12 protein-coding genes are annotated in these 14,408 nt (G+C 60.2%); 4 read left to right on the top strand and 8 right to left on the bottom strand.

Annotated elements, in window-relative coordinates:
- Positions 1 to 5: 5 nt before the first annotated feature.
- A complete protein-coding gene (locus tag QSJ34_RS09940) occupies positions 6 to 1,355 on the top strand; it encodes a TlpA family protein disulfide reductase (protein WP_285574543.1) in 1,350 nt (449 codons plus the stop codon).
- Positions 1,356 to 1,511: 156 nt separating this feature from the next.
- Here the strand turns inward: QSJ34_RS09940 and QSJ34_RS09935 are convergent, their stop codons facing one another.
- The 8 genes from QSJ34_RS09935 to QSJ34_RS09900 all read right to left on the bottom strand — a co-directional run bounded on the left by QSJ34_RS09935 (position 1,512) and on the right by QSJ34_RS09900 (position 11,189).
- Positions 1,512 to 2,519: an NAD(P)-binding domain-containing protein gene (locus QSJ34_RS09935; RefSeq protein ID WP_285574541.1), complete on the bottom strand. Its 1,008-nt coding sequence runs from the start codon at positions 2,517 to 2,519 to the stop codon at positions 1,512 to 1,514.
- A gap of 145 nt (positions 2,520 to 2,664) precedes the next feature.
- Positions 2,665 to 4,053, bottom strand: coding sequence for a M16 family metallopeptidase (locus tag QSJ34_RS09930; protein WP_285574540.1), 1,389 nt, complete (start codon positions 4,051 to 4,053; stop codon positions 2,665 to 2,667).
- A gap of 95 nt (positions 4,054 to 4,148) precedes the next feature.
- On the bottom strand, positions 4,149 to 5,675 hold the full coding sequence (locus QSJ34_RS09925) for a M16 family metallopeptidase (RefSeq protein ID WP_285574537.1): 1,527 nt from the start codon (positions 5,673 to 5,675) through the stop codon (positions 4,149 to 4,151).
- A 51-nt stretch (positions 5,676 to 5,726) separates the two neighbouring features.
- The gene (locus QSJ34_RS09920; protein WP_285574535.1) at positions 5,727 to 7,022 is read right to left on the bottom strand and encodes an L-serine ammonia-lyase, iron-sulfur-dependent, subunit alpha; all 1,296 of its coding nucleotides are present in this window, start codon (positions 7,020 to 7,022) and stop codon (positions 5,727 to 5,729) included.
- 3 nt (positions 7,023 to 7,025) lie between these two features.
- Positions 7,026 to 7,343, bottom strand: coding sequence for a thioredoxin family protein (locus tag QSJ34_RS09915; RefSeq protein ID WP_285574532.1), 318 nt, complete (start codon positions 7,341 to 7,343; stop codon positions 7,026 to 7,028).
- Between the two features lie 11 nt (positions 7,344 to 7,354).
- Entirely contained in the window at positions 7,355 to 8,323 is a 969-nt protein-coding gene (gene trxB, locus QSJ34_RS09910) for a thioredoxin-disulfide reductase (RefSeq protein WP_285574529.1), read from the bottom strand.
- 137 nt (positions 8,324 to 8,460) lie between these two features.
- Positions 8,461 to 9,495, bottom strand: coding sequence for a PLP-dependent cysteine synthase family protein (locus tag QSJ34_RS09905; protein ID WP_285574526.1), 1,035 nt, complete (start codon positions 9,493 to 9,495; stop codon positions 8,461 to 8,463).
- A 17-nt stretch (positions 9,496 to 9,512) separates the two neighbouring features.
- Positions 9,513 to 11,189: a protein-disulfide reductase DsbD family protein gene (locus QSJ34_RS09900; RefSeq protein ID WP_285574524.1), complete on the bottom strand. Its 1,677-nt coding sequence runs from the start codon at positions 11,187 to 11,189 to the stop codon at positions 9,513 to 9,515.
- A 533-nt stretch (positions 11,190 to 11,722) separates the two neighbouring features.
- Between QSJ34_RS09900 and QSJ34_RS09895 the strand changes: the two genes are divergently transcribed.
- Genes QSJ34_RS09895 through QSJ34_RS09885 form a run of 3 tightly spaced genes read left to right on the top strand, consistent with a single transcriptional unit; the run spans position 11,723 to position 14,397 of the window.
- Positions 11,723 to 12,778, top strand: coding sequence for an NAD(P)-dependent alcohol dehydrogenase (locus tag QSJ34_RS09895; protein ID WP_285574521.1), 1,056 nt, complete (start codon positions 11,723 to 11,725; stop codon positions 12,776 to 12,778).
- A gap of 2 nt (positions 12,779 to 12,780) precedes the next feature.
- Positions 12,781 to 13,377 (top strand): NAD(P)H-binding protein, encoded by a 597-nt coding sequence (locus QSJ34_RS09890; RefSeq protein ID WP_285574519.1) that lies wholly within the window; start codon positions 12,781 to 12,783, stop codon positions 13,375 to 13,377.
- A gap of 24 nt (positions 13,378 to 13,401) precedes the next feature.
- A complete protein-coding gene (locus QSJ34_RS09885; RefSeq protein WP_285574517.1) occupies positions 13,402 to 14,397 on the top strand; it encodes an aldo/keto reductase in 996 nt (331 codons plus the stop codon).
- Positions 14,398 to 14,408: the final 11 nt, after the last annotated feature.

The raw sequence follows: 14,408 nt of genomic DNA, 5'->3' as shown, positions 1-14,408 counted from the left end.
CACTCATGACCTCACATCTGTTCAACAGCCGACTGGCTGTGGCACTGGTGGCCGCCGGCCTGCTGGCGGTCCAGTTACCCGCCGCGGAGTCGCCGAAAGCTTCCCCGGCTCAGGCTCAAGCGGTGACGCTGAAGGTGGGCGACCACGCACCGGCCTTGAAGGTCTCTCGCTGGGTGAAGGGCCAGCCGGTCGAGGCCCTCAAGAAGGGAGAGCTCTATGTCGTCGAGTTCTGGGCGACCTGGTGCGGGCCCTGCAAGGCGGCCATGCCCCACCTCACGGAACTGGCGAAGAAATACGCGGGCAAGGTGACCTTCATCGGGGTGAACATCAAGGAGTCTGGAAGTCCCGAAGCCGTGGATGCCAAGGTCTCCAAGTTCGTGGAGGGGATGGGTGACAAGATGGGTTACACCGTCGCCCAGGACACGCGCGACAGCTTCATGGACAAGACATGGATGAAGGCGGGGGGGCATGAAGGCATCCCCCAGAGCTTCATCGTGGATCGGGAAGGCCGCATCGTCTGGGAGGGACATCCTACGGAGCTGGACAAGTTCCTGGAGAAGATCGTCGCGGGCACGTTCAAGCTCCAGGAGGCCAAGGCGGATGTCGCCGCCGTGGCGCAGAGGGCCAAGGAATGGGAGACCGCCTCCAAGGCCTTCGAGCCCTTCGATATCCCCATCAGGAAGGCGCTCCTGGCTAACGACTGGGCCACGGCACTGCGCCTCTGCGACGAAGCCGAGAGCAAATACCCCGACTTGAAGCGGGTGCATCAGATGGCGAAGCCCCTCCGCATCCAGGCCCTCGCCGGCTCGGCCCCCGACAAGGTACAGCCCTTGCTGGAGAAGGATTTCACAGAACCCTCGGTGCAGTCCTACATGAGCGCGGCGGGAGCCCTCCTGGCACTGCGTGAGAAGGGCCGCCGCTGGAATGAGCTCGGCCTGGCCTACCTGGACAAGGCCGCCGCCCTCGATACGGACAAGGGGAAAGACTACGACGCCTGGCGTTTCCCCTTCCTGATCCATGTGGACGACGCCCGGGCCCACGCCATCTACGAGGCGGCCAAGGCGAAGGATCCCCAACGTGCGAACGAGTTGATCAACTGGATCGAAGGCGAAGGCGTGAGCAAGGCCTGGTTGGAGATCGCCCGGGTCAATCTGGAGGAGCAGACGAAGAACCCCGCGATGGGCATCGGTCCCTTGGGCAACCTTGCCAAGGTCTACTTCTACCTGGGCAGGGTGGAAGAGGCCATTCAGGCGCAGGAGAAGTGGATCTCCTTCCTGAATGGCAAGAAGGCCCCGGCGGCCTACGTGCTGGATGCCGAGGCGGCGCTCAAGAAGTACCAGGCAGCCAAGAAGTAGTTCTGCCAGTGCAGGCGACAGCCTTCATGAAAGCAGCACGGGGCCCTCAGGATCTTGACTGAGGGCCCCATTCTTGAAGCACTCTGAGATCTCGTCCCTTGATCCCATTCCTTGATCAGCAGATTCGCCGCCCCGCCCAAGACGGCGGATCGCATTTCAGCTGGGCGGATGACACGAGAAGTGGCTCTGGCAAAGGCCTCCCCACACGACCCGATGTCCCGAATTGAAGGCCTTCACAAGGGTGCCCTTCCCGCCGGCAACCAGGTCGCCCGCCAAATAGAGCCCCCGCTGATTGGTCTCACCACGATGGTCCACGACGGCGTGCTTTCCATCCAGTTGGATGCCTGCCTGTTGGAGGAAACCCAGAGGCGTGGATCCTCCGATGGCGTAGACCACGTGATCAGTGCAAAGACTCCGGCCATCTTTGAAGATCGCCTGGACCCGTGGGGCCACTCCGGTATCCAGGACCATCCGGATATCCGCCTGCATCCAAACCTCGGCCAGACCACGCCCCTGGATCTCCTCCAAGATCCGCCGGTTGACTTCATTGGCGCGCGCGAAGACGTTTCCGCGGTAGGCCAGCACCACCGGATGTTTCCTGTGCAGAAAGTCCACATATTCCAGGGCCGTGTTGCCGCCTCCCACGACAAGGATGCTTTCACCTTCGGGAAGAGGTTGGGTCAGGTCGAAATGCACGTTTCTCTTGAGCGACCCGGGTAGCGGATAGTCCGGGCGGTTGGGGCGGCCGAAGACACCGATGGCAACGACAACGGTTCGGGCGAGGTAGGTGTCCATCCCAGCCGTGTCCACCTGGAACCGGCCGTCCTCTCGACGTCGGATGGAAGTCACCTCGGTGTCGTACTGGATCGGAAGCGCAAAGTCTCGGATGTAATCATTCATGGTTTGAAGCACGGTTTCACGTGATCCATCCTCGATGCATACCCTTCCTTCGCAAGGAACATCCTGGCCCAGGTAGACCTTGTCGACACGCTTTCGCGGCGTGTAGAGCTGCTCGAGCGTCAAACTGTGCGTCGGCCCCTTTTCGATCACTTTCATCTGCTCGATGCCAGCTCGGCGCGCTTCCACGGCGGCGGAAAGCCCGGCTGGCCCCGCCCCGACGATTAGAAGGTCCAAGGTGCAGATCGAAGTCACAGGAAGTCCCATCTTAAAAGTTTCGTTTCTGTAGCGATGGGTGTTCAGCCGATCGGAACAGCGTCTCGATCAATCAGCTTTGGTAGATGTCCGAAGCTTTTGGGCCAAGATGTTTCTATATCCTGAACACCGAGCGTTCCAACAGACCAGATCCCCTCTATTTTGAATCTACGATTCGGTTCGTTTCGGGATCCCGAAGTGACAGTCGCCGAAGCGGCAGGTTGGCAACGTCTTTGAGCAGGCCTGGATGATCCTTCTCGTCCCCGGCTTCGACTTCGGCTGCTTTCCCAACGACCAGGATCACGACACGGGTAGGATCCAAGTATTTCTTGGCGACCCGCAGAACCTCCTCTGCTGTAACGGATTGGATTTTTTCTCGATAATTCACCCACCAATCGACAGGCCAGCCCTCCATCCATTCTTCTGCCAAACGGTTGGCCACAGCCTGTTTATTTCCCCACTCAGATGGGTAGGCTTGGACGATGGCATCCTTGATCACCTTTAACTCGTCGTCAGCGACAGGACTGCGCCTGATCAGGTCGATCTCATCGAGGATCAGCCGCAGGGCATAGGGAACCGAACGGTTTTTGGTCTGGAGGCCGCATATGAAATCACCAGTCCAATAAGTGCCTGGGCTGACCCTGGTTTCCACCCCATAAGTCAGCCCTTCGTCGGAGCGAAGGTGCTTCATCAAACGACTTGAGAATCCACCGCCACCTAGTATTTGGTTCATCACCACCGCAGCGTGCCAGTCCGAATCCGTGCGACGCAGGCCGGGGATAACAATTCGAACGGTACTTTGGGGGACATTCTTGTCCACGACGTAGATGCCCGGTTGCCGAGTGTGCTCCGGGGCAGGGACCTTCCGGCTGATCCGGGCCTCACCCATCGGCTTGAGGCGTCCAACGGTTGCATTCAGGATGTCGAGCATGGTTTTCTTCTCAAACCTTCCGGAAACGGCAATCGCCATGTTTCCGGGATGCATCAGGCCCTGATGGAATGAACGGCAATCGTCCCGAGTCAGCGAATCCAAGCTTGAAGTAGTCATGGCGGCCGTTGAATAGTGATTCTCCCCGTTCAGCAGATACCCCAGCTGGTAGTTCGTGATGCTGCTCGCGCTGTCATTTCGGGAATCCAGACTCTTCCGCATATTCATTTTTGCTAGGTCGATGCGATTTTGGGCGAAGGCAGGTTGAAGCAATACCTGCATGAAGAGATCCAACCCTTCCTTCAGATCCTGTTCCATGAACCGCATGGAGATAGAGCTGCTTGAGTCATCAATGCTGGTACTAATGGTCCCTGCCAGGAATTCGATCCGATCATCGAGCTTGTCAGCGGGAACCTGCATCGTTCCCCCAGCACGCCAGAGTGATCCAGTCAGTTCGGCCAGGCCCTCCTTGCCCTTGGGTACCAGGTAACGCCCGCCTCTGATTTTTAGATTTAGGCGGATAAATGGAGCCCCGTGTGGATCAGGGGCCAGAAAGACGGGGATTCCGTTGTCCAGTTTTCCTTCGAATTCATGGCTGCGTGGAGCCTGGAATGCCATCGGTTTATAGACTAGCTCCTCCGGTCGTATCGGAATGGATTGCCCAAATAGGGTCGAGACGGAAAATGCCAGATTGAGACAGACATCTCTAAACATTATTTGACCTCATGTTCCTTAGCCTTGCGGTGGATGGTCATGACGTTACTTCGCTCTTTCTTGAAATAGACGTTGGCCACGCGCTTGACATCCTCGTTCGTCACGACTGTTAGGCGATCAGGTTCATCTAGGAAATCCTTGTAGGTTCCTCGGCCTTCTGCCTCAGCTAAGGCATCTCGCAACGCCGCATGGCCTTCCATTCGTGAAAAAGACTCGGCACGCACCCTGTTCTTAACACCTTGAAGTTCATGTTCTGTCAGGCCTTCCCTGGCAATCTTTTCGATCTCCGCATAAAGCATAGGTTCCAGATCCTCAGGGCGACGATCCGGGGCCGACATGGCATATAGGGAGAACGTGCCTCCATATTTCATCCCGTGATAGAAGGCGCCAACTCCGACGGCCGATTTCTGGTTCAGGACCAATTCCTTATACAAACGGCCGGACTTCCCATTCAACAATGACCCGAGAACCTCCAAGGCCGCAGCGTCCCGATGCACTGATGGCACGGTTTTGAAGGCGATGATGGTGCTGGGATTGGATTCGACTTCGGCATTCAGACGTTGTTCGGCGGTTTGGACTGGCTCCTGCGTGATGACTTTAGGCGGATTCTTTGGGTTGGCAGGGATGCGCCCGAAGTAGCGCTCAAGCATTTGCAGGACTTCGCCGGGGTTGAAATCCCCCACAAGCACGGCAGTGATGTTATTGGGGGCGTAATAGGTCGCGAAAAACTCGTTCGCCTGGTCCCGGGTCATCTGCGTAACATCGCTGATCCAGCCAATGACAGGCCATGAATAAGGGTGAGCCTGCCAGACCATGGCGGTGAAGGCCTCGCCTGCCTTGCCTGTGGGAGTCGCATCGACTCGAAGGCGGCGTTCTTCGATGACTACGTCTCGCTCGGAATAGAATTCCCGAAAGACGGCATTCTTCAGCCGATCCGATTCAAGCCAAGCCCAAAGTTCGACTTTGTTGCTAGGCAGCTCAATGTGGAAAAAGGTCCGGTCTGATGTGGTGTTGGCATTCATGCCGCGGGCCCCGGCCTGCTTATAGATCCTGTCCAATTCATCCTTTACCGTGAGGGCCCGCTGTTGTTTGACCAGAGAATCGAACTCGGCCATGAGGCGTTGTAATCTCGGGGTTCGGGATGCTGGATCGAGCATGTCGGCGATTTCGCCTCGCCGCTGTTTTTCTCGAAGAACATCCCATTCTTCACGGATCTTTGATTGAATGTTGTCTTGGGAGTCGTTCAATTCAGCATCGCGTTTCGAATCGCGTGTGCCAATGGTCTTGGTCCCTTTGAACATCAAGTGCTCGAAGAGGTGGGCGATGCCAGTCATCCCGGGGCGCTCATCCGCACTCCCTGCACGAACGACCCAGCCTGCGGCGATGGTTGGCTCATCATGGCGCTCCACCATTAAAACCCGCATTCCGTTGGATAAGGTTTTCTCGATCACCGGAATGGCCTGTGCTGTCATGGGAAGCGTCGCCACAAAGGCAAGAAGGCGTGCATGAGTAAGAGGTCGCAGCATTAGGTTCTCGCTAATTCAGTCAAGAAAGAGGCGCGGACGGTTGCCTCAGGGTCAATAATTTCCGGACGACGTGAGTTTCTGTTGCATGATGTCGAGGATTTCGGCATCCACGCTGGCCATGCCTTTGGTCACGACCAGGCCCAAGTAGACCAAGGAGGTTTCGCCATCATGGCCGACGATACCGTTGGTCTCGGGGATGCCTTCGCCGAGCATTGCGTGGTTGGCGGCTCGGAACGCGACCTCCACACCCGTCACTGTCTTCATCGAGCACCCGGTCTTCGCCCCATCGCAGATCATGCCCGCGAGGGTTCCGACGACGGTGCTTATGGCCAGGCCCGCTTTGTGGGCGCTCCCGCCTTCCAACATGACCAGTCCCGCTGCAATTCCGGCCCCGGCTGCGATGGCGGATCCGCAGGCCGCAGATAGGGTTCCCAAACGGAAGGTGGTGGCCGAGGTGATCAAGCACGCAAAGGCCAGGGCTTCGTCGATGTGATGATCGGAATGCCCGGATTCTCTTCCCCACAGCCAAATGGGAATGGAGACGGTGATGCCCTTGTTGCCTGATCCGGCCAGGGTCATCACGGTCCTTGATAGGCCCGACATGCGGGCCCTGACTCCGGCTCCGACGTACATCTCCGCCCGACTCTGGCCGTCGCGCATCTGGGAATAGACGAGGTGCTCAGGGACCAGCGACATTCCGTCCCTGGCCACCTCGACGTTGCAGGCAATGCCTTCCCGCAGGGCGGCTCGGTCTTCTTCCGTGAGGGATCGCGCAAGGGCCATCGTCTCCTGAATGCTCATTCCCGCGATCGAAGCCCTTAGGGATGAAACACGGCAGGGAACGCTCCTCGACGCGGCTGCTGAGGTCAGGATGCCGTTCCGTTCAAGGCGAGTCAGATTTGTATGGTCTCCCTCCACCACGGCCCGCCCGGTTCCGCCTTCGCGCACCACCGTGACATCGATGAACAGGTCAGCCCGGATCGGATGGACGTCCACACGGACTGCACAACGATCCATGAGGTCCTGAGCCTGGACCAGCGCTTCCGCGTCGGCTCCTTCAAAACAGCGGAGGCCCAACGAACTGTCTTTCAATTGGGATCCAATGGCCAAAGTCCAGAGAATACCCTGCCGGCCACCGGAATTCGGGAGACCCACCGCGTAGCAGTTCTTGTAGATCCTTGGGTCGCAGGTCAGGCGAATCTCTTTGATGGCCCCCTCACAAATGCCAGCGGCCAGGGCGGTGGCCCATGCCACCGCCGCCGGCTCCGTGCAACCCAGCGCTGGTTTCCATTCCGCCGCGAGGTATTCAGACATCAGCAGGGTTGCCCCGCCTGAATCGATGCTCATGGCTCAGAGCACCGGCTGCACGAAGGTCCGAAGCTGATCCAGCGTTTGTGGGCCGGTCCGTCCTGCCACCCTCTTCCCATCTTTAAAGAGCATGAGGGCAGGCACGGACATAATGCCGCACTGCTCGGCCAGGTCGGGTGTGGCATCCACATCCACCTTCACGATGGAGAGGCGGCCCTCAAATTCATCACCTAGACGGCACAGCAAGGGTTCCAGCGCCTTGCAGGGAGCACACCAGGGAGCACCGAAATCCACGAGTACGGTGCCCGATGCGATGGTGGTGCTGAAATCGCGGCTTTCAACGATCTTCAATTGGGACATGACGCCTCCTTTTATTGACCCTGCTCACCGAGCCAACGCTCGGCATCGATGGCGGCCATGCAGCCACTGCCCGCGGCAGTGATGGCCTGACGATAGGTATGGTCGGCCACATCGCCCGCGGCGAAGACGCCTGGAATGATCGTTCGCGACGAACCCTTCTCCACAAGCACATACCCGGATGGATCCAACGGGAGCTGGTCCTCGAACAGGCTCGTGTTGGGCTGGTGCCCGATGGCCACGAAGAGCCCCTTTACGGACAGGGAGGACAGCCCACCGTCCACCGTGTCTTTCAAGATCAGGGACGACAGTTTCTCGACAGCCTCTCCGAACGAATTTTCAGTTCGGATCGTCTGAAGGTGGGTGATTTCCTTGTTCCAGTGAAGCTTGATCTTTTCATGCGCCAGCGTGCGGACCTGCATGGCCTTTGAGGCTCGAAAGGAATCACGACGATGAATGAGATGGACCTTTGTGGCGAACTTGGTGAGATAGAGCGCTTCTTCGAGGGCCGTGTCTCCGCCACCCACGACCGCGATCTCCATCCCCCGAAAGAAAAACCCATCACACGTCGCACAGGCGGATACGCCTCCTCCGTGACGGCTCAACTCCAGGTCCTTGCCAAGGCCCAGCCACTTGGCCGAGGCTCCGGTGGCAATGATGATGGCCTCGGTCGTGTACTCTCCGACATTCGTGGTCAGCCGGAATGGACGGCACTTGAGATCGACCTTCTCGACGGTTTCCGACCGGAGCTTCGTTCCGAAACGAAGGGCCTGCTCGCGCATTTCCTCCATGAGGACCGGCCCTGAAATGCCCGTTGTGAACCCAGGGAAATTCTCGACTTCTGTCGTGATGGTGAGCTGGCCTCCGGGCTGGGACCCTTCGAAAACGAGGGGTTCCAGGCCGGCGCGGCTGGCATAGATGGCTGCGGTGTAACCTGCAGGGCCAGTACCGATGATGACCAGGCGGTGATGGGTCGATGTCATGGTCGTTCCATGGGGATGTCAAAATAAATCCTCCCGCCCGTCCCCCCCAAGAGCCGGGCGAGAGAGTTGCAACCCCAAGTCAACCAAACGTGGGGTTGCTTCCTTTTCGAGGTCAACGCTTTTGCCGAGGACCTCTGTCAGGGCGTGAATCGGCGGGTCGCCTCATAGGAAACCAGTTCGATAAAAGGGGAAAGGAACGCAGGTTTCACGGGCTCCTCACGCATGAGGTCCGTGCTGAGATACTTTTTGTTGTCGTCAGGGAAGAGCGTCACGACGACGGCATCTCCTCCCATCTGCTCCTGGATCTTGATGGCGCCGAGCAGATTGGCGCCACTGGAGATCCCCACCGCCAGACCCAGCTGAGCCGCCAGCATCTGGGCCATGATGATGGCATCGCCATCATCCACGGAGACCACGTCATCCAGCTTCTCCAGTTTTACAATGTCGGGAATGAATTCGTCGGAGATTCCCTGGATGCGGTGCTTTCCGACCTTGTAACCGGTGCTTAGGGTCGGTGAGTTGGCCGGTTCCAAGGGATGAATCCCCACCGCCGGGAAGGATTCCCTGAGGTAAGAGCCAACACCCATCACCGTTCCCCCGGTTCCGACACCGGCTACGAATGCCTCGGGACGCAATCCCATTTGGGCCAGCTGGAACTGGATTTCCGGACCCGTCGATTCCCGATGGGCCGCGACGTTGTCTTCGTTCGAGAACTGGCTCGGGAGGAAGCAGGCGGGATTCGATTCCTTCATCTCCTGGCTGAGCCGGACACTGCCAAGAAATCCACCCTCTCGATGGCTCACCAGACGGATGCTGGCTCCGAGGCTTTGGATCAGATCCTTCCGCTCCTGACTCATCCAGTTCGGCATGAAGATGGTGACGGGATGGCCCAGGGCCCGGCCCAGGGCCGCAAATGAAATCCCCGTGTTCCCGCTGGTGGCCTCGGCGATCGGGTCACCGGGCTTTAACACACCGCGTTCATAGGCTCGACGGAGGATGTGGAGGGCCATGCGGTCCTTCACACTTCCGGTGAGGTTGAAATGCTCGGCCTTCACATAAACGCGACGGAGGCGGCCCAGGTAGCGATAGTTCAGGGTCAAGAGGGGGGTGCGCCCCACGAGCGCGTGGGCGGTTTTTTCTAGAAAGTCGGAATGAAGCGCGGATAGGGACATGGCGGTCTCCTCGAGACTCAACGCGATTGACGGAGCCAGGCCAACATCCCGGCTGGTTTCTGGAACCCCAGACTCCGCTGTACCTCATGGCCCTGCGCATCGAGCAGGATCACCGTGGGGAAGCTTCGGATGCCAAGGCTCTTGGCGAGATCGGGGCGCACCTTGTCGGCATCCACCTTCACGGGCACCGCATGATCCTTGATCCAGCCACTCACCTGGGAATCCGGCCAGGTCTTCTCGTTCAACTCCTTGCACTGGGCGCACCACTCGGCGTAGGTATCCAAGAGCACGAGCTTGTTCTCGGCCTTGGCGATCGCCAACGCCTTTTCATAGTCCTGGCTGATCCATGGGTTTTCGGTTTTCTCCGCGGCAGCAGTCCCGCCCGCGGGCAAGAGGTGAAGGTTCAGTCCCGCCTCCGTGGCCTTGATGCCCAGCACCAGGGCCAGGATGAGAAGGAGAATGGCGAAGCCTTTTCTGAACTGGGCCACAAGTCCGTCGCCGGTTCCGAAAGCGCCGAACACCGCTGCGCCCACCAGCAGCACGACGGTCCACATGGCGAGATTCAATGCTTCAGGCACGATCAGCCGCACATTCCAGGCTGCGAAGCCAAGCACCGTGAGGCCCATGATGTATTTGAAGCGCGTGAGCCATTCGCCGCTCTTGGGAAGGGCGGCCGAGAAGGTGCCCACCACCAGGAACAGGACGCCCATGCCCAACGCGAAGGTGAAGAGCTGCAGTCCACCCTGGACGACGCTGCCCTGCTGAGCGATACCCACCAGTACCGCGCCAATGATGGGGCCGACGCACGGCGCGGAGATGGGTCCCAGCACCATGCCCATGAGGAAGGCGCCTCCATAGCCTTTGCGCGGACCACTTCCCTGCAGGCGGCTCTGAAGCCCCTGGGGCAGGGCGATTTCGAAGGCCCCGAAAAGGGAAAGCGCAAAGAGTCCGAAGAGCGCCGACACGGGAATGAGGAAGGCCGGCTTCTGGGCAAAGGCTCCAAAGGCCGCACCACTCTTGGCTGCCACCACGCCCAGGGTGGTATAGGTCAGGGCCATCCCCAGCACCAGCACCAGGGAAAGGGCGAAGCCCTTGAGCTTGCCGCCGCCCTTTGCCCCGATGATGGCCATCGTGATGGGAATCATGGGATAGACACAGGGCGTCAGGCTGGCACCCATCCCCGCGAAGAAAACCAGCAGCAGCGCAACCAAGAGCCCCCGCTGAGGCTCCGGCGCGCTCGCCGTAGTCGACGTGGTCGTCGATGAGGGCACGTCCACGGGCACAACGGCGACCGTCCCGGAGGGTTGTCCAACCCCCGACGACTCTCCTGCGGTCTCACCCTTCACCTCCCTTGAGGCGATCTCTGCCTTCGCCGAGCCCGGGATGTCCGAGGCTTTGACGCTCAGGGTCCTCGTCGTGGGAGGGAAGCAGTTCCCACCTTCCCCTTCGGTGCAGGCCTGGAATTGGACATTCAGGCGTACATCTCCCTTCAGGCCCGTGCCCGTCAGAGGGATGCGGATGGTTCCGTGATAGACCTCTTCACCAAGCTCATCTTTGGCGTCGCTCTTGGGAAGGGGGCCGACCTTCAGGCTTCCGGGTCCCGACGCCAGGGTGACGTCCGTAAAGGACTTCTTGATGTGGGCACCCTGGGGAACGGCGATGACGACGGCGCCCTTCTGGAAGGCGACGGCCACATCTTGGTCAGGCTCGAACCCGAACGCCGACGCGGTGAATGTCCCAAACATGGCCAGGAACATGAACAGACGTGTGAGTCTCATGGGTTTCTCTCAGACATGAGCGCGATGAAGCACTCGAGGGGCAAGGCGAGGACGCCCGGGCTGGTTGTCCTCGTCCTAGTCTTCGGGCGAAACCCCGGCGAGCACCCGTCCGGTTCTGAGGTTTCCAATTGGTCCGGCCCGTTCCGTTCTGGGCTGGTCAGTCCGGATGGCGTCACAAGGAGAATGGGGGGGGTGACCTTGCCGTAGGCACGAATTGGCGCCCCGGATCCGCCCTGCCCCCCGCAAGTCTTTGGCCTACGCAGGCGGCCGCAGATCCTGATGCCGACCCATGGGGGGAGGGATCTCCATTCGCCTTGATGATCCTCCCGAGGCACCGAATTGCAGGATCAGGAAAGCAATTCATAGGATCAGGCAAGCCCAGGTGGTCGGGCCTTTCTAGACTTCTCTCTGCTTCGCGATCAAACACGGTCGCGGTCATGGAGAACCCAATGGCTCACACGGCAATCGGCTACGCGGCGCAGAGCGCGACTTCGGATCTGGCCCCCTTCCACTTCGAACGCCGGGATCCCCGACCGGACGACGTGGTGATCGACATCCTCTACTGCGGGGTCTGTCACTCGGACCTGCACACCGCCCGGAACGACTGGGGCTGGACCGCCTATCCCATCGTGCCGGGACACGAAATCATCGGCCGGGTCCGCGAGGTCGGCGCACAGGTCACTCGGTTCAAGGCAGGCGACCCCGTGGGCGTGGGCTGCATGGTGGATTCCTGCCGCCACTGCAAGCCCTGCGAGCATGAGGAAGAGCAGTACTGCAAGGAAGGCTCCACCTTCACCTATGGCGGCAAGGACCGCCACGATGGCTCCTTCACCCAAGGCGGCTACTCGGACCGGATCGTGGTGTCTGAACGGTTTGTGCTGAAGGTCCCGGAGACGCTGGATCTCAGGGGCGCGGCGCCGCTGCTCTGCGCCGGCATCACCACCTGGTCGCCCCTGCGGCACTGGAAGGTCGGCCCGGGCAGCCAGGTGGCCGTCGTTGGCCTTGGCGGTCTCGGGCACATGGGGCTGAAGCTGGCCAAGGCGTTGGGTGCGGAGGTGACGCTGTTCACCCGCTCCAAGGGCAAGGAGGCAGATGCCCGCAAGCTGGGGGCGGACCGCATCGTGCTCTCGACGGACACGGAGCAGATGGCAGCCGTCTCGGACCGCTTCGACCTCATCATCGACACCGTCCCCTACGTGCACGACCTGAATCCGTACCTGCCGACCCTGGCCACGGACGGGACCCTGGTGTTGGTGGGCTACCTGGGCCCCCTGGATCCCTTCCTCAACACGACCTCCATGGTGCTGAGCCGGAAGTCCGTGGCGGAATCCCTCATCGGGGGGACTAGGGAGACCCAGGAGATGCTCGATTTCTGTGGAGAGCATGGCATCACCTCCGACGTGGAGGTCATCCGCATGGACGGGATCAACGCGGCCTACGAACGCCTGCTGAAGAGCGACGTGAAGTACCGCTTCGTTATCGACATGGCCACGCTCAAGGGGTGAGTATGACGAACGTATTGATCCTCGGCGCCTGCGGCCAAATCGCCCGTGTGGCCACCATGTTCTTCATGTTGCAGCCGGACGTTCACCTGACACTTTTCCTCAGGGACGCCAAGCGGCTGAAGAAGCTGGAACAGACGCCCCAGGTTCGCGTGATCGAAGGGGATGTGCTGGATCAAAAGGCGCTCGAGGCGATCATGCCTGGGCACGACCTGGTCTACGCCAACCTCTCCGGCCCGATGGAACAGCAGGCCAAGAATATCGTCGGAGCCATGAAGAAGACGGGGCTCAAGCGCCTGATCTTCATCAGCTCCATGGGCATCTACGACGAGGTGCCCGGCGAGCGCCACGGCAGCATCCTGGATCCCTACCGGAACTCGGTTCGGGTGATCGAAGCCACAGACTTGGACTACACCATCATTCGTCCGGCTTGGCTGAACGACCGTGACGAGATCGCCTACGGAACCACCCAAAAGGGCGAACCTTTCAAGAATCCTTCCGCCACCGTATCGCGGAAGAGCGTCGCAAGCCTGGTGGTCAAGCTGGCCACCACTCCGGGGCTGGAAGTCCGCCACAGCCTAGGGGTCCACAAGGAACCCTAAACAACCCATCGAGGAGTGAACACCATGAAGAAACGGAATCTTGGAAAGAGTGGCCTGGAAGTCTCTGCGCTGGGTCTCGGATGCATGGGCATGAGCTTTGGCTTCGGCCCCGCCGCAGACAAGCAGGAGTCTATCGCCCTGATGCGAGCCGCCGTCGAGAAGGGTGCCACCTTCTTCGATACGGCCGAAGTGTACGGGCCCTGGGTGAATGAGGAACTGGTCGGGGAAGCCCTGGCGCCCTTCAAGGGCCGCGTGGCCATCGCCACCAAGTTCGGCTTCGCCATCGACCAGGTCACGGGCCAGAATCCGGGTGGACTCAACAGCCGCCCCGAACGGATCAAAGCCGTGGCGGAAGCCTCGCTCAAACGGCTCCGGGTGGAGGCCATCGACCTGTTCTACCAGCACCGGGTGGATCCCGAAGTTCCCATGGAGGATGTGGCCGGAGCCGTGAAAGAGCTCATCCAGGCTGGGAAGGTGAAGCATTTCGGGCTGTCTGAAGCCGGCGTCAACTCCATCCGGCGGGCCCACGCGGTGCAACCGGTCGCCGCACTGCAGAGCGAGTACTCGCTCTTCTGGCGCGAACCGGAGGCCGAGGTCATTCCTGTCCTGGAGGAACTCGGGATTGGCTTCGTTCCCTTCAGCCCGCTGGGCAAGGGCTTCCTGACCGGAAAGATCGACGAAATGACGACCTTCGATCCCACGGATTTTCGGAATGTGGTCCCCCGCTTCACTGCAGAGGCACGCAAAGCCAACCTGGCCTTGGTCGAGGTCCTGAAGACCCTGGCCATGGCCAAGGGAGTCACCCCGGCCCAACTCGCCCTGGCCTGGCTCCTGGCGCAGAAGCCGTGGATCGTGCCGATCCCTGGCACGACCAAGGTGAGCCGCCTGGAGGAGAACCTGGGCGCCACAGACATCGAGCTGAGTCCCGAGGATCTCCAGACCATCCACGCTGTGACCTCGAAGGTCGAACTGACGGGTGATCGCTATCCAGCTCATCTGCAGAAGCTGGTGGGGCGGTAACCCGCCCACCC

The organism is Geothrix limicola (assembly GCF_030268085.1).
Taxonomy (GTDB): domain Bacteria; phylum Acidobacteriota; class Holophagae; order Holophagales; family Holophagaceae; genus Geothrix; species Geothrix limicola.
This window is presented reverse-complemented; position numbering and strand designations above follow the sequence as displayed.